This window comes from Candidatus Dormiibacterota bacterium (assembly GCA_035544955.1).
GTDB lineage: Bacteria > Chloroflexota > Dormibacteria > CF-121 > CF-121 > CF-13.
In genome coordinates this window covers 58,580-77,195 of the sequence record DASZZN010000049.1, presented here as the reverse complement: position 1 = coordinate 77,195, position 18,616 = coordinate 58,580, and the positions used below count along the sequence as shown (strand labels likewise).

Sequence of the window (18,616 nt, the reverse complement as noted above, 5' to 3'; positions counted from 1 at the left end):
CTGGGCCGGTGGACCACGAAGCTGACCGCCTGCGTCTGGCGGCGCCGGTCATGACCGATCAGCTTGACGTAGCAGCGCGGGTTGGCAGCCCTACAGGTCTCGATCTCGGTGAGCTGCCACTGACCGAGTGATACCAGCGCTCGACGCCGATGTCGCGGTGGTTGGCGCTGGGCCGGCCGGAGCCGCCGCGGCGCTCTTTGCCGCGCGACGTGGCCATCGGGTGATCATCTTCGACAAGCAGGATTTTCCCCGCAACAAGCCATGTGGTGAAGGGCTGATGCCAGGCGGGCGGCCGGCATTGCGCGAGCTTGGCCTCGAGGATGGGGTCATCTCGAGCGGGGCGCCACCGCTCGAGGGAATCCAGTTCGGGTTGGCCGAGCAACCACAGGTGGCGGTGCCCTTTCCCGAGCATGACGGCGAACAAGCGGGACTGGGAATCCGGCGGCTCACCTTCGATGCTCGCCTGGTCGACGCGCTCGGTCACGATTCCCGGATCCAGTTCTGCCCTAACACGGAAGCGCGCGATGTCAGAACGGGCACCGATGGCATGGCGACGGTGATCACCGCGGCCGGCGAGGTCCGCGCTCGCTTCGTGGCCGTGGCCGATGGCCTGCGTTCCGCGTTTCGTCATCGCCTGGGTTGGACGGTTGGCCCGCGTCCGCCCCACCGCTACGGCATCGTCGCCCACTGGACGATGGACGGGCCCGTCGATCCCTGGGTGCGGATCACTTTCGACCGTGGCCTCGAGGTCTACGAAGGTCCGGTGGCTGGCAACCAGCGAATGGTCGGACTGCTCTGCTACCAGGATCGCATGCGCGAGTTCGGCGGCCGGCTCGAGTCGAACTACCGAGAGGTCGCCCAGTCCTTGCGGCCGGCGCTGCGCAACGCGGAGATGGCTGGTTCCGTTTCAGCCGTGGGTCCCTTCTGGTATCGCGCGTCGACGGTTGCCCGCGATGGCATCTTCTTGATCGGCGATGCCGCTGGGTTCACCGACCCCATCACCGGAGAGGGCATCGCCGCTGGCCTGCGCCAGGCACGCGCCTTCGCTGCCGCCCTGGACAACCCGAATCCCGAGCGTGCCTACCGGCAGCTGCACCGCCGGCTGACGAAAGACCCGCGTCGCGTGGCCGCGCTGTTCCTCCGGTTGAGCCGCACACCGGCGTTGGTCGAGCGCGCCATGCGCAGCCATCAACGCGCTCCCCAGACGCTGACGACCTTGCTCGGGATCGGCTTCGGCTACTGGGGATTCAACCGCGTCACTCCGCGGGAGTGGATCCGGATGTTCAGCGGCCGCTGACCAGGCGCGGCAGGAAGGCGGGCTTGTCCGCCATCCGCTCGCGGTACGCCGGGATCGCCATCAGCAGCACGTCCTCTTCCTGAATCCGCCGGCGGAGCAGCAGAGCATTGGCCACGCCGAGAACGACTGTACTGGCATAGGCGCCGCCAATCAGCGGAAGGCCGAGGAATTCGAGGCCGAGTGCGACGTAGTTCGGATGGCGGATAAAGCGGTACGGGCCGCGGTCGACAATGCGCAAATCGCTCGGCACCACGGCGCGCACCGTCCATGATCCCCGGAGACTGATCAGCACGCTGAGGCGAAGGGCGAGCGCGGACACCGATGCGATCCAGCCGGCCGCGGCAGTCGCGGGAGGCGGTGGATGCCCGCGCCACCACCGCTCGAGGGCGGGAAGCGTGAAGAGGCCGACATTGACAAGAGCGATCCACTTGAAGATCGACCTCCCAGCCTGCGGCGCGGATGGCTGGCGGCCTCGGATCAATCGCTCGTTCCGCGCAGAGTAGAGCAGCTCGAGGCCCCGCTGCGAACCAAAGGCGAGTAAGACCGCCGCGTACCGCCGGGGACTCACGACAGCCGCATCAGCGCCAGCTCGATTGAAAGACCTGGACCGAGTGCGATGGCCAGCACCCGACCTTTCGTTCCGCTGCGCTGCATCTCCTCGAGCACAAAGAAGATGCCGGCGCTCGACGCGTTGCCATTGCCCGCGAATACCGAGCGCGAGGTGGCCAGCGCGTCGGGATGAAGGTCCAACGCGTGTTCGATGGCGTCGACGATGCGCGGCCCTCCCGGGTGCGCGGCAACCCCGTCGAGGTCCGCCAGACCGAGGCCGGCCTCCCCGAGAAACGTTTCGACCGCACCACGCAGGTGCTTCTCCACCACATCAGGAAGCTCGCGGCTGAGAATCACACGAAGCCCACCGTCGCGCAGCTCGTAGCGAAGATGGCGAGCGCCCTCCGGCACCAGGACCGTGCCGACGTCCTCGAGCGTCCAGCCGGGGCCGTCACCCCCACGCAGGACCACCGCCCCGGCGCCATCGGCAAAGACAATCGCGGCCACGAGGTTGTCGACCGAGCGATCGTCGGGCTGGAACGTGAGCGACGGGATCTCGACGGCGAAGAGCAGCACGCCCCGCTGCGGGTAGGCGCGCAGGTAGTCGAGCCCCCGCGCCAGCCCTGCTACCCCGCCGCCGCATCCGAGCTCCGTGATCGGGAGCCGGGCGACGTCCGGCCGCAGGCCGATCAACGGGATCAGTTCGGCGTCGAGCGATGGTAGCACGACGCCGGTGCACGACACACCGATCACGAGGCCGATGCCCGTGGGTGCGAAGCCGCTTCGTTCCAGGGCCGTGCAGCACACCTGCCGGGCCAGCACCCGAGCATGTTCGAGATAGGCGTCCGTTTGCTGACTCTGACTCCGGCGCTCCATGAGGGACGTCAGTGGTTCGGCGAAAAACCGGGTCCGCGCCCCCTCCGCACCCTGAAGCTTTGGCATGCGGCGTCCGCGTACCCGGCCGAGTGCGTCCCACACCTCGTCCACGGTGGCCGTGGTCGACGGCACCGCGGTCGCCATGCCGGCGATCTGCGCGTGGCCGAGTGGCATCCGTCGCGCTCGCCTTCCCACACCGGGGCTCGCTGTAGATGTCATCAGTCTGATGCTAGGCTGACGCGATGGTCGTTCGTCCGGCCGAACGTGAAGATCGCTCCCAGCTGCTCGAGTTGATCAAGGGGTATTTCGCCTTCTACCGCACCCCCTTTCCTGCCGTGTCGAAAATCGCGACTATGCTTGATCTGCTGGAGCGGGATCCGGGGCTTGGTGTCCAGCTGGTCGCCGAGGAGGCAGGCCGCCTTCACGGTTTCGCCAGCCTGTACGCCTGTCTCGACACGCTGGTCGCCGAGCGCATCCTCGTCATGAACGACCTCTTTGTCGACCCCTCCCTTCGCAATCGTGGCGTCGGCGCGGCGCTCTTCGACGCCAGCCTGGCTTACGCAACGGTGCACGGTTACGCCCGACTTGATTGGGTCACCGCCGCTGACAACCAGGGCGCCCAGCGTTTCTACGACCGCCACGGCGGCCGGCGCGGCCCCTGGGTCTCCTATAGTGCGACCCCCAGCGATCACCCCGACCGCTGAGTAAAGGACGCAGGGAATTCCGCAGGTCGGCGATATACCCCAAATGCCCAAATTCCCCCCGCTTGAGAAGGACCCGTTTGACACCGACGACGATATTCAGCGGCTCGCCAAGGTCAGCGGGCAGTCGGTGACAGCCCAGTCCCGGCAGCAGCTGCTTGCCCGCGATCCCTCGTTCGACGACGCGTCGTTCCTTAACCAGGCAAAGGCCACCTTCATGACCCTGCAGAAGGCCCGGGCCGACCGCACGCTGGAGTCGTTCCGGACCCAGCTCACCGACCTCATGTACAACCAATGGAAGGCGCGCGCGGACGCCCAGTCAGCCCGGCATCGCCGGACCGTGCTCACTCGGCTCGATATCGACACCGCGAGCATTGCCCGGATTCTTGTCGAACCTGACGCCGACATCATCACCGTCGAGTTCGAGGGCACCGTCGTCATTGGCGCCCTGGACGAACGTAGCGGACGGATGCCCACCGGCACACCAATTCCAGATGGCTTTACCGAATACTGGACCTTTGTCCGACATCCGGGCAACCCCAACTGGCTCCTCGACGAGGTGGGTGGCCCGGCTGACTGGCGCCTAGCCAGCTAACGGCGATTCCGATCCGACCGGTTCGAGCCTCAGGCGCTCTTTCGCTTGCGCCGCGCCGCCGGCTTCCCGCGGTTCTTGGACGCCTGCCGCGCTTGCTCGACGCTGGCCCGCAGCGCTGACATCAGGTCCTGCACTCCGGTGCCCGCCGGCACCCCGATTCCCGCCGGGCGGGCAGAGGCGGCCCGGCCTTCGATCAGCGCAGTGAGGCGCTGGCGATACGCATCGGGATAACGCTCGGGCTCGAAAGGTCCGGATAGGGTGTTGATCAACAGCGACGCCATCTCGCGTTCGTTCTTCCTTAGGTCCGCGGGCTTGGACGGTTCGAGGCCAGCTGCCGGCAGGATCTCGTCGGCATGGAACATGGTGGTCAGCACCATGAGCCGGCCATGCGGACGAAGCGCGGCAAGGTATCGCTTGCGGCGCAGCACGAACCAGCAGATCGCCATCTTCCCGGTGTCCCGCATGGCATCGACCAACAACCCATAGGCACGCTCGTAATCCCGGTCGGGCACGGCGTAATAGCTGACGTCGAAGTAGATCGGGTCGACCGCGGACGCGTCGACGAACTGCTCGACGTCGATGGTCCGGGTTCGTTCGGGGGCGAGCTCCTCCAGCTCCTCGCGATCGACCGTGACATAGCGGTCCTTGGCGACCTCGAACCCCTTGACGACATCGTCCCGGGTGACCGGGCGGGGCGTCGGGTCACCCCCCACCCCGACCCTCCCCCCGCCGGGCCCGTCGGCCCACGCGAGCGGCGCTTTAGTGCCAAGCGAGCGTTTGAGACGTTCTGGGAGGGTTGGGGTGGCGGCGGCAACCTCGATCACCTTCTGGTGGCGGATCCGCTGCCCGCTCGACCGATCGATCTCGTGAAAGCGAACGTCCTTCCGTCGGGTTGCCGGGTATAGGCGCACCGGCACGCTGACCAGGCCGAAGCTGATGGTTCCCGACCACACCGCACGCGCCATCCTCTGATTATCGCGCTGGCGGCGCCGTATCATAGCCCGAAGGACGTGGGCATCCTGGAGCGCGCGCTGGTCGAGTCGACGATCCCCGCCAAGGATCTCGAGCGCGCGAGGGCCTTTTACGCCGAAAAGCTCGGATTGACACCGACCAGCGAGGAGCGGATCGGTCTCCGCTACCGCCTCGCGGACGGCACGAGGTTCCGGCTCTTCCGCAGTGGCGGCGTGGCGTCCGGCGCCCACACCCAGATGGCGCTGATGGTCGAGGACGTGGTGGCGGCGGTCAAGGAGCTTCGTTCCCGCGGTCTCACCTTCGAGGAATACGACAGCCCAGGGCTCAAGACGACGGACGGGATCGCCGACGTGGGCTATGCCCGGGCCGCATGGTTCAAGGACAGCGAAGGCAACCTGATCGGGATCTCGCAGCCAAGCCCCTGACGGCCGTCAGGCTGCCTGGTTGAGCTCCATCGGATAACCCGCCGCGCGCCACGCCGGCAATCCGCCCTCGAGCATCCACGCGTCATAGCCCTCGCCCCGCAGGACTCGCGTCAGCCGAGCGCTGGCATCCTCATCCGCGCAGGTGCAGTAGGCAATGATGGTCTTGTCATGGGAAAGGCCGGGCAGCCCCTTGACGACATCGGCGGCGTGCCGATTCACGTCGAGGAGGTCTCGTGGTGACACCCGAACCGCCCCAGGGATCCTTCCCCGGACGGCGCTCTCGATGAATGGGGAGGTCACGTCCAGCACGATCGCCTGGCCGGCCTCGATGGTTTCCTTGGCTTTTGCGGCATCGATCCAGTAGGGAACAAACGTCATTGCTCTTCCTCCAATGCTTGTCACGGTCATTGAACCATTCACATAGTGAGTAAACCATTGATGGCCGGGGTATATTCCCATCATGGCCGTCAAAGTTGAAAGAAAACCCAAAGAGGCGCTCTGGAGCCTGCTCCGGGACGATGCCTTTGCCAGCCTGCGCGACGATTTCACGGCCCGAGTCGCCGAGTGCGACCTCTCCCTTTCCCAGGGCAAGCTGATTCGGGAGCTGGCCAAGCCGGAGTCGCAGCGTGAGCTCGCCCGCCGGCTCCACTACGATCCGTCCAATATCACGTCCCTGGCAGACTCACTCGAGGAGCGCGGCTTGGTCGAGCGCCGCGCGGATGCCTCGGATCGGCGCTTTCGCCTGCTGGCGCTGACGCCGGCGGGCGAACGGCTCCGTGCGGCGCTAGAGGAGCTGCTGGCCAAGCCGCCGCATTTCCTCGACCGGCTGACGCCGGCTGAGCAGAAACAGCTGCTGCAGCTGCTGGCCAAGCTCTTCGAGACCGAACGCCGCCGGTCCCGCTAGCGCGCCGCTTCGACCCGTCCCGGCATCGCGGCATCGGCCTCGCGCTGCAGCCGCGCCTCATTGCGCCGCAGAAAGACGATGACCGCGATGATCACGATGACGCCGACGACCGCCAGTACCGCGTCGACCGTGCCCGAGAGCCGGAGCAACTGCTGGCCCAGCAGGTAAGCGGCGACGCCGTAGATCGTTGACCAGATGATGCCGCCCGCCGCATTGAAGATCAGGAAGCGGCGCCAGTGCATGCGGTTGACGCCGGCAAGGAAGGCCGCAAAGATGCGCAGCACAGAAACGAATCGCCCGAAGAACACCACTTTGGGCCCGTGTTTGTGGAACAGGTATTGACCGAGCCTCAGGCGCTTTTCCTCCAGACGGATGTAACGCCCGTACCGTTTGAGCAGCCGGTAGCCGCCGGTGCGGCCGATTACGTACCCGATGTTGTCCCCGACGATCGCACCAGCCGAGGAGGCGACGATCACCCAGAAGATCGAGAGCTTGCCCGTTGTCCCCGCGTAAATAGCGGCGGTGACCAGCATCGTTTCCCCCGGAACCGGAATGCCGATACTCTCGATGCCCACGAAGAAGAAGACCGCGAGGTAGCCATAGGTGGCCAGCACGCTGTCGAGGTTGCGTGCGAGGAAATTAAGCATGGGAGCATCAGCCTAGCGGGATGCCCTAACAATCGGGGTACCCCCCGCTGCGCCGGCGGCAGCGGGCTCACCCGCTGGTTCTCGTACGCCGACTTCGTCGAGGTGCAGCAGCAGGTCACGCGGATCCTCGTAGACCCGGTAGGCACCGGCCTGCTGCAACTCCTCCCGACCGTAGCCGCCCGACAGCAACCCGACGCCCAACGCGCGCGCCCGCTGTGCGGCCAACAGGTCCCAGACGCTGTCGCCGAAAACGATCGAGTGAGCGATGTCGACCCCCAGACGAGCGGCGGCCGCCAGGAACAGGTCAGGGTCGGGCTTGGCATGGGCCACGTCCTCGCGGGTGATCACGACCTTCGGCTCCACGCCGAGCAACTTGATCGATGGACCTGCGGTCTTGGTGCTGCCGCTGGTGGCGATCGCCCACGGCACGTTCTGCCGGGTCAGCCTGCTCAGCAGGTCGTGGGCCCCGGGCAGTGGGCGGACCTCGCCGAGCCGGCCTACGAAGGCCTCGGCGTGTTGGGCGAGAAGGCGCTTCGCCTCCTCAGCGCTGAGCTTCTTGCCGGTCTCGCGCAGCAACGCGTTGACGAAGAGGCCACCGCTCATCCCGATGCGCCGGTGGATCCGCCAGACGGACAGCTCCATGCCGGCTTTTGCAAGCACCTCGTGCCATGCGAGCACGTGCTGATAGACACTATCGACCAGGGTTCCATCGAGGTCGAAGAGCAGCGCCGGCACCGGTTCCGCCACAGACCTAGTGTGGCACGGCAGAGCTCGGCCCCGACTTTGAGCGTCTTTAACCTGCGTTTAACCGCCGGCCTGTAGACTGCACGCCCATGCCAAAGACGTCCCGACTGGCGATCATCGCCCACGACGGAAAGAAAGCGGACCTCGTTGCGTTCGCGGTGTTCAATCGCGACCGCCTGGCCGAGTTCAAGCTCGTTGCCACGAGCTCGACGGGCAAGCTGCTGGTGGAAAAAGTCGGGCTCGAGGTCGAGTGTCTCGAATCAGGCCCCGTCGGCGGCGACGTCCAGATCGCAAACCGGGTGGTGGAAGGCAACGTCGACGCCGTGATCTTCATGGTTGATCCGCTCGGACAGCATCCTCACGACCCGGACATCCAGACGCTACTCCGGATCTGCAACGTGGCCAACGTACCGCTGGCGACGAACAGCGCGACGGCCGATGCCCTGATCGGCTCGCCGCTCCTTACGCAGCTTCGCGCCGAGAGCTAGCTCGGGTCTAATTTTGATTTCGGGGTTGCTGCGACGATCGGCAGGTTATCCCGCTGCCCAAAAACGAAGGCGAAGACCGCTTGCAGCAGCAACACCAGGCCGACTACCGCGGCGGCGACGAGGCAGCAAGCCTGTCGAGTCCAGGCCCGATCCGGGCTTTCCGTTCCTGTAGATGAACCCATGTAGCCCCGCGATCCGTATATGTACCGGAACCGGCGTCACCTTCACCTACGGGATCGGCACCTCCTCCCCATCCTGAGCCCAGCGTGTATGGAACGACCCTTCCCGGTCGACCCGCTTGTAGCTATGGGCCCCAAAGTAGTCGCGGAGGCCCTGCACGAGGTTCGCGGGCAAGCGGTCCCGCCGATAGGCGTCGTAGTAAGCGAGCGACGACGAGAATGCCGGCACCGGGATCCCGCGGTCGACCGCGACGCCGAGTACCCGCCGCCAGGCATCCTGCGCCGACGCCATCGCGTCGCGGAAGTAGGGCGCCAGGAGGAGGTTCTTCAACGCGGGCTCTGCCGCATAGGCATCCGTGATCCGGTTGAGGAAGCGGGCGCGAATGATGCAGCCGCCGCGCCAGATCCGGGCGATCGCCCCCAGCTTCAGGTCCCAGCCGTACTCGTTGGATGCCGCTTGCATCTGCTCAAATCCCTGCGCATAGGCCACCATCTTCGAGGCGTAGAGCGCGCTGCGCACGTCGTCAACCAGCGAGCCGGGCGCGGCATCCCGCATCGCGCCGTTCGGGCCGGCAAGCGTCCGTGAGGCGAGTTGCCGGTCGGCCTTGAGCGCCGACAGGAATCGGGCGAAGACCGCCTCGGTGATGGTGGTCACCGGGATCCCCAGGTCGAGTGCCGATTGCGACGCCCACTTGCCCGTGCCTTTCTGCACTGCCTCGTCGAGGATGACGTCGACGAGCGGCCGGCCGGTCGCGCGATCGCGCTTAGCCAGCACCTCGGACGTGATCTGGATCAGGTACGACTCGAGGTCGCCCCTGTTCCATTCGGCAAAGATGCGCGAGAGCTCTTCCGCACCAAGGTTGAGCGCGTGGCTGAGCAGGTCGTAGGCCTCGGCGATCAGCTGAATGTCGGCGTACTCGATGCCGTTGTGGACCATCTTGACGTAATGGCCGGCGCCGTCCGGACCGATGTAGGTGCAACACGGTTCGCCGTCGACGTGGGCGCTGATCTTGGTAAGCATCGGCTCCACCCGCTGATACGCGTCGCGCGCGCCACCCGGCATGATGCTGGGCCCGAGCAACGCCCCTTCCTCCCCGCCCGAGACGCCCGTGCCGATGAAGCGAAGACCGCGTGCCTCCAGCGCCTTGCCCCGCCGCACGGTGTCGAGGAAGTACGAGTTGCCGCCGTCGATGAGAATGTCGCCCGCCTCCAGATGCGGTACAAGGTGATCGATGGTCTCGTCGACCGGGGGCCCGGCCTTGACCATCATCAGGATCCTGCGCGGCTTCTCCAACTGGGCCGCCAGTTCCTGCGGCGTATGGGCCGCTGTGAACGCGCCCTCCGCCCCGAACTGCTTCATGAAGTCGTCAACGCGCAACGTGGTGCGGTTGTAGACGGAAACGCCGAACCCATTTCGCGCAAGGTTGCGGGCGAGGTTCATGCCCATCGTGGCCAGCCCAACGACGGCGATGACGCTCACCGCTTTTTTGAGCTCGCCCGCCGGAGGCTGACGCCCAGCATCGCCAGGACGATCACCGGAATCAGCCACCACGCGGCAATGTGGTTGACGTTCAGGATGGCCGACAGGACCAGTCCGATGGCGACGGCAGCCGCCACGGTCCAGTCATCCCCAACGATGAAGTCCCACAGGAAGCGTGCGACCGCCGCGATCCAGGAAAACGGTGGGGGCATCGCCTATACCGCCGGCCGAAGGCCCAGAGCGCGGTTCCGCTCGAGCGTGATGTAGGTCAGAGCCGTCGCCACGTACAGGACCAGCAATCCCGGAATCGCGGCGTCACCACCAGGCCAGTCGATCCCCAGACCCTCGATCGCCCAGAAGGTGCCGAAGGTGGTGAGAAGAACTCCAACGATCAGCTGGAGCAGGCTGCGTGGAATCCGTCGAACACTCTGGTGGAGGGCAAGTCCGAGCCCGCCGACGATGATCACCGCGCCGACGCCGCCGATCGCCGCACCGATCAGGTGGTTTGCGCCCGCGCCGAAGGTGACCACGATGAAGGCGACCTCAAGCCCCTCCAGCACGACGCCTTTGAAGGCGAGAAACCAGGCAGTCCAGTCCATGCCGGGGCCCGTCCACTCGGCGGCCTCATGCGGGTCCTGGCCGCCGATGCCGGCGAGCCCCCGCGCAGCAACGCGCCTGATGCCCTTGCGAAACCACTGGAGCCCGAAGGTGAGCAACAGGGCGCCGACAATCAAGCGCAGCGGTCCGATCGGCACCCGACTGAGCGCGGCCCCGGCCACGACTACCACCACCGCCAGCACCCCAAAGCCGGACGCGGCGCCGATCAGGGTCGAGCGCCACCCGCGCGTCGCGCCGACACCGACGACGATCGTGACCATCTCGATCGCTTCCACCGCCGAGGCCAGGAAGGTCGTAATGATTACCGGGATGAGACCCGTCATGTTTTGACTGTACCGGTTTGAGGCTTCTCCGTCACCCTACTTTCGAGTGAGCCCCCTCCTCGCCCAACTGGTGTACGAATAGCGGGTGGACGCCAGCGGCACCGATATCGCCACCACCGAGACGCCAGCTCCGTCGCGACGTCCGAAGCTCTCGGTTGCGGCGTCGGCCGATCGGGCTTCGCCGCGCTACGGCGCGCCGCGCGCGCCGCCATCGTCATTCCGCCGGTTCTCGCCTTCAACACGCTGGTCCTCCACAGCCGCGCCGGCGTGGCGTTCGATGCCTTCCTCAATGAGCGGTCGGCGACCTCGCTCGACCCGCAGACTGCCGGCTTCCTGCTTGCCGCCGGGAACCATGCAATTCTGGCTGGCGATCTGCTCGATGTCATTTCGACGCGGCTGCGGTACCAGGCCGGCGATTGCCCGGGCGGCGCCCGCGCCGTACGCGCGCAGTGGGCATCCTGCTCGACGGCTTCGCGCACCTGGCCGACCGGCTCGCACTGCAGCCGCCGAAGGAGGACGCCGACCACGTGTCACTGCGGGCGCAGAACCTGGCGCGGCTCGAGGACGACCTCAAGGAGCCGGTGGCTCGCGCCGCGGACGCAGCGCGCACGCCCTGGTGGCGCTGACGTCGGGCTCGACGGCTTAGTCGGCAGTCGCCAGGAGCGCCGCGAAGGGGTCCGTGTACTTCACGCGGCCTTCGCGCGTCACCGCATATGGCGAATAGCCTGATCGACCGGCTACCCATGCGACACCGGCGATGCCCATCGCAAAACCCACGGTGGCATAGGCATCGGCCAGCGTCAGGCTCGGGCCGGCCACGGTCAGGCTGAGCAACTCTCCGTTCGGCATCCCGGTCCGTGCGTCGCGGATGTGGTCACCTCGCTCGTAGTTCCCGCTCGTTGCAACCGCCAGATCCGTCGCATGGAGCATGGCCGCGAGCGCCGTTGCATCCCGCGGATGGCGGATGCCGATCCGCCATGAACGCCCCGGCTCGGGCTTACCGCGGACCACGATGTCGCCCCCGGCGTTGATACAAAAGTTACGCGCGCCGGCACGCGCGAGCAGCGCCGCGGCACGCTCCACAGACCATCCCTTCACCAGGCCCGAGGGATCGAGCCGGCCGTCCGGTCGCCAGCGCCAGGCGTTGAACACGCCGCCGGTCTCGAGGCGTAAATCCTCGCACTGCGACACCACCTCGCCCACGTCGACCGCGCACTCTTCGAGTGTCAACTCACCGCGGCCGAGACGGCTGATCTCACTCTCTGGTTGGAAGGGGCTGAACCGCGCATCCACCTCTCGCAACCAATCGAACGCTCCCTCTACCGCCTCGTCCTCGACTCCGGCGTCCCGGAGGTCGATCGAAATCGCGGTTCCCATGATGTGCTCGACCCGTACGCGGCGGGTCACCGTCTCAACCATGGGCCTGGTCGAGCGCGGATTGCACGGACTGGGCATACGAGTCGCTTGTATAGGTCGCGCCGGAGAGGCTGTCGATCTGGGCAGTCTGCGCTTGCAAAACCTCGTCCTGTAGCCGCGGGGAGGCGTACTGGCTTATCTCCGCCGACCGCTGCCGGTCGAACGGCAGCTGCAGCGCCTGCACGTCGGTGATTCGTCCGCCGACGATCGTCACCTTCACCTGGGTATCGCCGAACTGGTTGGGGAAGTCCTGACCGGTGTACTGCCCGTCTTTATACGTCGCGCCGGTGGGCGACGGCGTGGGCGTCGGCGCGCTGGAGTCACTCGGCGTCGCCGATGCTGTGGGAGTTAGGCTTGCCTGGGAGACATCGGCAGCCGGGATGCGCGGTCGCGCCTGCGCCGGCGTCTTGAAACTGAAGAGCAGCACGACCGCGATGCCGGTGGCGACGATGGCAACGGCGGCGCGGGTTGGCATGATCGGCCTCACAGCAGCGCGAAGCGCTCGAAATGGATTTGCTGCTCAGGAACGCCCAGAGCTCGGAGGATCCCCTGCACCCGCTCCATCATCGATGCCGGCCCGCAGACGAAGATGTCGCGCGACGCCACGTCGGGGACCAGCCGCCGGAGCGTCTGCTCGGACAGCGGGTCCTCCGGGAGCTCCGGCGTGCCTCGCTGACCAATCAGATAATGAATCGCTCCACGGCGATCGCGGATGAGCTTCTCCAGCTCATCGCGGAAGACAACATCCTCCCAGGACCGTGCGCGATAGATAAGCGCGATGGCGTTTTTCTTCGCGGGGATCTCCTCGATCAAGGCCCGGAGGGGCGTGATGCCGATGCCGCCGGCGACCAAGAGCACCTTCGGGCGACGCTGCCGCTGCGCGGTGAAAAGCCCGTAGGGGCCCTCGACGGCGACCCGCGTGCCCGGGTGGAGACCCTGCAACCCGCGGCTATCGTCGCCGATGCCCTTGACCGTGAGGCGGAGAAACCGGTTGTTGAGCGGAGCCGAGAGCGAGAACGGGTGTGTCCGCCACCAGCCGTCGCGCGTCAAAAAACGCCACCGAAAATACTGGCCGGCACGTGCCTGGAGCTGATCCAACTCGCGCCCGGTGACATAGAGCGAAACCACGCCGGGCGCCTCGGGAACGATCTGCGTCACGCGCAGGTGATGGCGAAGGCTCATTCGCCACGGATGGCCCACGCGGAAAGCGAGAAGGCAAAGGCCAACCGCCACGTACAGGGCAATCCAGTACCAGCGGGCGATCGCGTCATCCGTGAAGTCGGTTCCGACGGCCAGCTCATGGCCGAAGGCGAGCGCGATGGCCAGGTAGGCGTAGAGGTGCAGGAACCGCCAGGTCTCCCAGGTCAGTCGCCGACGCGCCAACCGAAGGGACGTGACGGCGACCATGATCAACAGGCCGGTGGCCGCGGTCGCCATCAGGACATAGGGATAGGTCGTCACCAGGTTCCAGGCCTCCGCGAGGACGGAATTGCCGTTGCCAAAGGCATAGCCGGTGGTCGTGAGGATCACGTGGCCGCTGATCAGGATCGTGACGCTGAAGCCCAGCCACCGGTGCCATTGGGCAAGGCCGTCCATCCCGAAGCGGCGTTCGAGCCACGGGCTGCGTGACATCAACAGGACCTGGACGAGCGCGGCGTAGGTGCCGACCAGGGCCGTCAGCTGGCCGGCGGCGGTCAGCTTTGCGGATGGGCTGCCGAGCTGATTCAAGGCGCCGTGCCGCACCCACATCGCGACCACGAGGGCGGCGTTGATGACCACCACCAGGATCACGTCGCCCGCGGTAAGCACGAGACGCCGCGGACGGGCGGCGTGGCCGGCTCGGCCCGCTCGCCGGTCGGGAGTCTCCTGACGCGCGATGATGCTCATTCCTTTATCGGTGACGCGTACGTGCAACGGGCCACAGCCCTTGACCCCGCGCCCCATCGTGGCAAACGGGGGTGAATGAGAAATGAGGTGCGCTTAAGAGTGCGCTAAGGGACGCCTTTGTCGACTGGCCATCAAGGCCTCATCCAGTGCTTCGTCTTCGTCTCGGTCACCGTCCTCGACAGTCAGGGGCGCGGCTCCGGGGCAATCTTGTCGATCTCGGCGAGCTCTGCCGGGGCCAGCTCGAGCGCCGCCGCCCCCAGGTTCTCCTCGAGGTGGGCAGCCTTCGACGTGCCCGCGATCGGCAGCATCACCGGCGAATGCGCCAGCAACCAGGCGAGCGCGATCTGGGTCGGCGTTGCATTGTTGCGCCGGGCGATCTCCGCGATCACCCCGGCGGCGCCGGCGACTCCCCCACCTTCCACTGGACGCCATGGCAGAAATGCCAGCTCCTCCAGCGAGCAGAAGTCGAGCACCGGCTCCGACGTGCGCTCGAAAGCGCTGTATCGGTTCTGGATCGAGACGACCGGCGTGAGCTTTTGCGCGCGCTCGATGTGATCGACGGTCACGTTCGAGAGGCCGATGTGGCGGATCTTGCCCTCAGCCTTCAGTTCCACCAGGGCGCCGACCGATTCCTCGTACGGGACATTCGGATCCGGGCGGTGCAACTGATAGACATCGATTTGCTCGACCCGCAAGCGCTTGAGGCTCCCCTCACACGCTTCGCGGAGGTGCTGGGGACGGCCGTCCGGTATCCACTCTCCAGGCCCGGGTCGGACGAGCCCACCCTTGGTGGCGATCACGAGCTCCTCCGGGTACGGGTAGAGGGCCTCAGCGATCAATCGCTCACTGACTTCTGGGCCATAGGAATCGGCAGTGTCGATGAAGTTGATGCCGAGCTCCAATGCGCGGCGCAGTACGCGCTTCGATTCTTCGCGGTCGGCCGGTTCTCCCCAGATCCCTTCCCCGGTGATGCGCATCGCGCCAAAGCCGAAGCGGTTGACCGGCAGATCGCCGCCGATATCGATGGTCCCCGCAAGCGCGGCATTGATGGTCGTCGTCCGATCTGCCATGACGTCCTCCTGAATAGCCGCCCCCGGTGTGAGAAGGGCGGCGTGGCCGTTTGCCGGCTGTCATCTACTCTAGGCTCAACTCCGGATACGATGCCACGATGAAGCTCGGTCTCAACTTGCCCTACGAGGGGACTCTCGCCTTCCCGGAGGCGGTTGAGCTCGCTCAACGCGCCGAGGCGCTCGGCTTCGAATCGGTCTGGATGCCGGAAGCTTATGGCATCGATGCCATCTCCATCCTCGGCGCCCTCGCGGCTCGCACCGAACGGATTCAGCTCGGGACGGGGATCGTCAACATCTTCAGCCGGACGCCGGCCCTCCTCGCTCAGACGGCGGCCACGCTCGACTTGATCTCGGGTGGCCGCTTCATCCTCGGGCTTGGCACGAGCGGTCACCAGGTGATAACTGGCTGGCACGGTGTGGCGTTCGATCGACCGATGCTCCGCATGCGCGAAACGATCGCCATCGTCCGCCAGGTTCTCCGGCGGGATCGCCTGATCTTCGATGGCGAGGTCTTCCACCTCGACAAGGGCCTCAAGCTCCTCGCGCATCCGGTTCGCGCAGCGGTGCCGATCTACCTGGCGACCCTCACCCCGGGAGGCCTGCGTCTGACGGGCGAGCTGGCCGACGGCTGGATCCCGACGCTCTTTGCTCCGGAGCACATGGATGTCTTCCGTCCCGAGCTCGAGGCGGGCGCCGGGATCGCCGGGCGCGCCGTCGACTCGCTCGCGATCGCGCCGCACGTGCCGGTCATCATCGACGACGATCGCACTCGCGCGCGCGATGCGCTGAAGCCCTGGGTGGCGTTGTACGTCGGCGGCATGGGGTCGCGCACCAAGAACTTCTACAACGACCTCGTCCGCCAGTACGGCTTTGCCGACGATGCGCGCACACTCCAGGAGCTTTACCTCGGAGGTAAACAGCTCGAGGCGATCCGCCGGGTGCCCGATGCCCTCGTCGATGCCATCAGCATTGCCGGGCCGCCGTCTTACGTTCGCGAACGGCTCGGCGTGTGGGCGTCCGCCGGCGTGACGACGTTGCTGGCAAGCGTTCACGACAAGACGCAAGCCGACCGGCTGCGCACGCTCGAGATGCTGGCGGCAGCCGCCGGCGCGGTCCCCTAGGATCAGTCCAGGACGGCAAATATTTCACGAGTGAGGTGACCCAAAGATGCCTGTACGTACTGCGGAGGCCAGGTGGCAACGGTCGCTGCAAGACGGATCGGGAACGATGCGACTGGGAAGCGGCGCCTTTGAAGGTTCGTATTCGTTCAAGAGCCGGATGGAGGATGGTTCCGGCACCAACCCCGAAGAGCTGATCGGCGCGGCGCACGCCGGCTGCTTTTCCATGGCCTTCGCCAGCGGCCTCACGCAAGCGGGACACGCGCCGCAGGAAATTCGGACCAAAGCCACCGTGCACTTCGACAAGTCCGATGCGGGTTGGGGTATCTCGCGCATCGATCTCGCGACCGAAGGCAACGTCCCCGGCATCGACGAGGCAACGTTCAAGCGGCTGGCCGAAGACGCCAAGAAGAACTGTCCCGTCTCGAAGGCTCTGGCGGCGACCCCCATCACCCTGCAGGCAACGCTCAAGAGCGGTGTCACGGCCTAGCGGTCATCAATGAGGGCGATGCAGCTTCGCGCGGCGAAGGAACCCCTTCGCCTCGAGGAGCTGCCCGTCCCTGCGCCGGCCGAGGGTCAGGTCCTGATTCGAGTCTCGGTCTGTGCAGTGTGCCGCACCGACCTCCACATCGTGAGCGGTGAGATCAGCGAACCCAAGCTGCCGCTTGTGATCGGCCACATGATCGTGGGTCGGGTCGAGGCCGCTGGCGACGGAGCCGACCGGTTCGCGCCCGGTGCCCGCATCGGCGTTCCCTGGCTTGGCTACGTCGACGAGACCTGCCGCTTTTGCCGCCGCGGTCTCGAAAACCTTTGCGTGAACGCGCGCTTCACTGGCTATCACATCGACGGCGGCTACGCGGAGTTTTGCATCGCCGACGAGCGTTTTTGTTTTGCGCTGCCGGAGAGCTATGACGATCTGCATGCCGCACCGTTGCTGTGCGCCGGCTTGATCGGCTATCGCGCGCTGCGGCTCGCCGGCGACGCGCAACGGGTCGGTCTCTATGGCTTTGGCGACTCGGCGCACATCATCGCCCAGGTCGCTCGTTACCAGGGTCGACGCGTGTTTGCCTTTACCTCACCGGGTGACACGAAGAGGCAGGCGTTCGCGCGAAGCCTTGGCGCGGAGTGGGCGGGCGACTCGCTCACGCCGCCGCCCGAACCCCTCGATGCGGCGTTGATCTTCGCGCCCGTCGGCGCACTGGTCCCGGCGGCGCTCAAGGCCCTGGATCCAGGCGGGGTGGTGGTCTGCGCGGGCATCCACATGAGCGAGATCCCGTCGTTTCCCTATGACCTTCTCTGGATGGAGCGGCAGATCCGTTCGGTCGCCAACCTGACGCGACAGGACGGCGAGGAACTTCTGCAGATCGCGCCGAAGGTTCCAATCCAAACGCAGGTGCACCCCTATCCGCTGGTTGACGCGAATACGGCGCTCGCCGATCTGGCCCATGGACGCTTCGAAGGCGCAGCCGTTCTGACCATCGCCTCCTGACCAGCACGCGCGCCTTTCCACACCGGGGCGCGCTAGTTGGTTCTTAGAGTCGCTTCATGATGACGGCTTAGTCTGTCATCGAACTGAAAGGTCACCTCGCTCAGCATTTCCTTAAATGAACAATCGCCGAACGCTGATCGCCGCCATTATCGTCGGTGCCTTGATCCTCGGCGCCGCGGGTGTCGGCATCCTCTATTTCGTCGTCTTCGCGGGATCGTCGCCACAGAAGCTCGCGCTCAGTTCGCCTACACCGTCGGCCTCGGGCTCCACCGCCAGCGCCACGGCTACGCCCGGGGCTGGAACCTGGACCGTGGGCTCGGGCTCCGTTGCCGGCTATCGGGTCCGCGAGCAGCTCGCCTCGTTCGCCGCACCGAGCGATGCCGTCGGGCGCACCTCGGCGATCACGGGCACGTTCAGCCTGACGCAATCGACGACCGGCTACGGCGTGACGGCCGCCAGCTTTAGCGTGGACGTCACCAAACTCACGAGCGACCAGTCCAGACGGGATCAGCGGATCCACTCGCAGGGGCTCGAAAGCGACCGCTATCCGACCGCCACCTTTAAGCTGACGTCGCCGATCACGTTGCCGGCTGATGCCGCCAGCGGGCAGACGATCCACGTGTCGGCGATCGGGGACCTGACGATCCACGGTGTGACGAAAAACGTCACCATCCCGATCGACGCCCGGATGAGCGGATCAACGATCGAGCTGGTCGGTTCAATCACATTCCCCTTCAGTCAGTTCGGGATGACCCCGCCCAGTATCGGCGGCTTCGTCACCGTGCAGAGCAATGCGACGATGGAGTTCCAACTGATGCTGAGCCGGCAGGGAGCCTAG

25 protein-coding genes and 1 pseudogene are annotated in these 18,616 nt (G+C 66.2%); 11 read left to right on the top strand and 15 right to left on the bottom strand.

Annotation, left to right across the window (positions count from 1 at the left end):
- Positions 1 to 14: 14 nt before the first annotated feature.
- Positions 15 to 104 (bottom strand): annotated as a pseudogene (locus tag VHK65_17775) (ribulose bisphosphate carboxylase small subunit).
- Between the two features lie 23 nt (positions 105 to 127).
- On the opposite strand from VHK65_17775, the gene VHK65_17770 reads away from it, so the two are divergent.
- Complete coding sequence (locus VHK65_17770; GenBank protein HVS07999.1) at positions 128 to 1,297, top strand: FAD-dependent oxidoreductase; 1,170 nt, start codon at positions 128 to 130, stop codon at positions 1,295 to 1,297.
- Here the strand turns inward: VHK65_17770 and VHK65_17765 are convergent.
- Positions 1,284 to 1,865, bottom strand: a complete 582-nt coding sequence (locus VHK65_17765) for an isoprenylcysteine carboxylmethyltransferase family protein (GenBank protein HVS07998.1) — start codon at positions 1,863 to 1,865, stop codon at positions 1,284 to 1,286. The two genes, VHK65_17770 and VHK65_17765, sit on opposite strands and share 14 nt — an antisense overlap.
- Positions 1,862 to 2,941, bottom strand: coding sequence for a 3-oxoacyl-[acyl-carrier-protein] synthase III C-terminal domain-containing protein (locus VHK65_17760; protein ID HVS07997.1), 1,080 nt, complete (start codon positions 2,939 to 2,941; stop codon positions 1,862 to 1,864). Before VHK65_17760 ends, VHK65_17765 begins: the two co-directional genes overlap by 4 nt.
- 23 nt (positions 2,942 to 2,964) lie before the next feature.
- Between VHK65_17760 and VHK65_17755 the strand changes: the two genes are divergently transcribed.
- On the top strand, positions 2,965 to 3,426 hold the full coding sequence (locus tag VHK65_17755) for a GNAT family N-acetyltransferase (protein HVS07996.1): 462 nt from the start codon (positions 2,965 to 2,967) through the stop codon (positions 3,424 to 3,426).
- 43 nt (positions 3,427 to 3,469) lie between these two features.
- Complete coding sequence (locus VHK65_17750; protein ID HVS07995.1) at positions 3,470 to 4,018, top strand: Tim44-like domain-containing protein; 549 nt, start codon at positions 3,470 to 3,472, stop codon at positions 4,016 to 4,018.
- A gap of 29 nt (positions 4,019 to 4,047) precedes the next feature.
- Here the strand turns inward: VHK65_17750 and VHK65_17745 are convergent, their stop codons facing one another.
- Positions 4,048 to 4,983: a Ku protein gene (locus tag VHK65_17745; GenBank protein HVS07994.1), complete on the bottom strand. Its 936-nt coding sequence runs from the start codon at positions 4,981 to 4,983 to the stop codon at positions 4,048 to 4,050.
- A gap of 51 nt (positions 4,984 to 5,034) precedes the next feature.
- Between VHK65_17745 and VHK65_17740 the strand changes: the two genes are divergently transcribed.
- The gene (locus VHK65_17740) at positions 5,035 to 5,415 is read left to right on the top strand and encodes a VOC family protein (GenBank protein ID HVS07993.1); all 381 of its coding nucleotides are present in this window, start codon (positions 5,035 to 5,037) and stop codon (positions 5,413 to 5,415) included.
- Between the two features lie 6 nt (positions 5,416 to 5,421).
- Here the strand turns inward: VHK65_17740 and VHK65_17735 are convergent, their stop codons facing one another.
- Positions 5,422 to 5,793, bottom strand: a complete 372-nt coding sequence (locus VHK65_17735) for a rhodanese-like domain-containing protein (protein ID HVS07992.1) — start codon at positions 5,791 to 5,793, stop codon at positions 5,422 to 5,424.
- An 82-nt stretch (positions 5,794 to 5,875) separates the two neighbouring features.
- Between VHK65_17735 and VHK65_17730 the strand changes: the two genes are divergently transcribed.
- The gene (locus VHK65_17730; GenBank protein HVS07991.1) at positions 5,876 to 6,319 is read left to right on the top strand and encodes a MarR family transcriptional regulator; all 444 of its coding nucleotides are present in this window, start codon (positions 5,876 to 5,878) and stop codon (positions 6,317 to 6,319) included.
- On the opposite strand, the gene VHK65_17725 is transcribed toward VHK65_17730, so the two are convergent.
- Positions 6,316 to 6,966 (bottom strand): DedA family protein, encoded by a 651-nt coding sequence (locus VHK65_17725; GenBank protein HVS07990.1) that lies wholly within the window; start codon positions 6,964 to 6,966, stop codon positions 6,316 to 6,318. The genes VHK65_17730 and VHK65_17725 overlap by 4 nt on opposite strands.
- Before the next feature lie 12 nt (positions 6,967 to 6,978).
- The gene (locus tag VHK65_17720; protein HVS07989.1) at positions 6,979 to 7,713 is read right to left on the bottom strand and encodes an HAD family hydrolase; all 735 of its coding nucleotides are present in this window, start codon (positions 7,711 to 7,713) and stop codon (positions 6,979 to 6,981) included.
- An 86-nt stretch (positions 7,714 to 7,799) separates the two neighbouring features.
- Here VHK65_17720 and VHK65_17715 point away from each other — a divergent pair, with 86 nt between their 5' ends.
- Complete coding sequence (locus VHK65_17715; protein ID HVS07988.1) at positions 7,800 to 8,198, top strand: methylglyoxal synthase; 399 nt, start codon at positions 7,800 to 7,802, stop codon at positions 8,196 to 8,198.
- A gap of 228 nt (positions 8,199 to 8,426) precedes the next feature.
- On the opposite strand, the gene gndA is transcribed toward VHK65_17715, so the two are convergent.
- The 4 genes from gndA to VHK65_17695 all read right to left on the bottom strand — a co-directional run bounded on the left by gndA (position 8,427) and on the right by VHK65_17695 (position 11,152).
- The gene (gndA, locus tag VHK65_17710; protein HVS07987.1) at positions 8,427 to 9,857 is read right to left on the bottom strand and encodes an NADP-dependent phosphogluconate dehydrogenase; all 1,431 of its coding nucleotides are present in this window, start codon (positions 9,855 to 9,857) and stop codon (positions 8,427 to 8,429) included.
- A complete protein-coding gene (locus VHK65_17705) occupies positions 9,854 to 10,069 on the bottom strand; it encodes a hypothetical protein (protein HVS07986.1) in 216 nt (71 codons plus the stop codon). Before VHK65_17705 ends, gndA begins: the two co-directional genes overlap by 4 nt.
- Positions 10,070 to 10,072: 3 nt before the next feature.
- A complete protein-coding gene (locus VHK65_17700; GenBank protein ID HVS07985.1) occupies positions 10,073 to 10,798 on the bottom strand; it encodes a hypothetical protein in 726 nt (241 codons plus the stop codon).
- A 186-nt stretch (positions 10,799 to 10,984) separates the two neighbouring features.
- A complete protein-coding gene (locus VHK65_17695; protein ID HVS07984.1) occupies positions 10,985 to 11,152 on the bottom strand; it encodes a hypothetical protein in 168 nt (55 codons plus the stop codon).
- A 62-nt stretch (positions 11,153 to 11,214) separates the two neighbouring features.
- On the opposite strand from VHK65_17695, the gene VHK65_17690 reads away from it, so the two are divergent.
- The gene (locus VHK65_17690) at positions 11,215 to 11,424 is read left to right on the top strand and encodes a hypothetical protein (GenBank protein HVS07983.1); all 210 of its coding nucleotides are present in this window, start codon (positions 11,215 to 11,217) and stop codon (positions 11,422 to 11,424) included.
- 16 nt (positions 11,425 to 11,440) lie between these two features.
- Here the strand turns inward: VHK65_17690 and VHK65_17685 are convergent, their stop codons facing one another.
- From VHK65_17685 to VHK65_17670, 4 genes are all read right to left on the bottom strand, one after another.
- Entirely contained in the window at positions 11,441 to 12,205 is a 765-nt protein-coding gene (locus VHK65_17685; protein HVS07982.1) for an FAD:protein FMN transferase, read from the bottom strand.
- A gap of 4 nt (positions 12,206 to 12,209) precedes the next feature.
- Positions 12,210 to 12,689 carry an FMN-binding protein gene (locus VHK65_17680; GenBank protein ID HVS07981.1) on the bottom strand — a complete coding sequence of 160 codons (480 nt, stop codon included), beginning with the start codon at positions 12,687 to 12,689 and terminating at the stop codon, positions 12,210 to 12,212.
- Between the two features lie 8 nt (positions 12,690 to 12,697).
- Positions 12,698 to 14,101, bottom strand: coding sequence for a ferredoxin reductase family protein (locus VHK65_17675; GenBank protein HVS07980.1), 1,404 nt, complete (start codon positions 14,099 to 14,101; stop codon positions 12,698 to 12,700).
- A gap of 182 nt (positions 14,102 to 14,283) precedes the next feature.
- Entirely contained in the window at positions 14,284 to 15,171 is an 888-nt protein-coding gene (locus VHK65_17670) for an aldo/keto reductase (GenBank protein ID HVS07979.1), read from the bottom strand.
- A 98-nt stretch (positions 15,172 to 15,269) separates the two neighbouring features.
- Here VHK65_17670 and VHK65_17665 point away from each other — a divergent pair, with 98 nt between their 5' ends.
- The 4 genes from VHK65_17665 to VHK65_17650 all read left to right on the top strand — a co-directional run bounded on the left by VHK65_17665 (position 15,270) and on the right by VHK65_17650 (position 18,616).
- The gene (locus VHK65_17665; protein ID HVS07978.1) at positions 15,270 to 16,292 is read left to right on the top strand and encodes an LLM class F420-dependent oxidoreductase; all 1,023 of its coding nucleotides are present in this window, start codon (positions 15,270 to 15,272) and stop codon (positions 16,290 to 16,292) included.
- 46 nt (positions 16,293 to 16,338) lie between these two features.
- Positions 16,339 to 16,779 (top strand): OsmC family protein, encoded by a 441-nt coding sequence (locus VHK65_17660; protein ID HVS07977.1) that lies wholly within the window; start codon positions 16,339 to 16,341, stop codon positions 16,777 to 16,779.
- A gap of 9 nt (positions 16,780 to 16,788) precedes the next feature.
- Positions 16,789 to 17,778: a zinc-dependent alcohol dehydrogenase family protein gene (locus VHK65_17655; protein ID HVS07976.1), complete on the top strand. Its 990-nt coding sequence runs from the start codon at positions 16,789 to 16,791 to the stop codon at positions 17,776 to 17,778.
- 115 nt (positions 17,779 to 17,893) lie between these two features.
- Positions 17,894 to 18,616, top strand: coding sequence for a YceI family protein (locus VHK65_17650; protein HVS07975.1), 723 nt, complete (start codon positions 17,894 to 17,896; stop codon positions 18,614 to 18,616).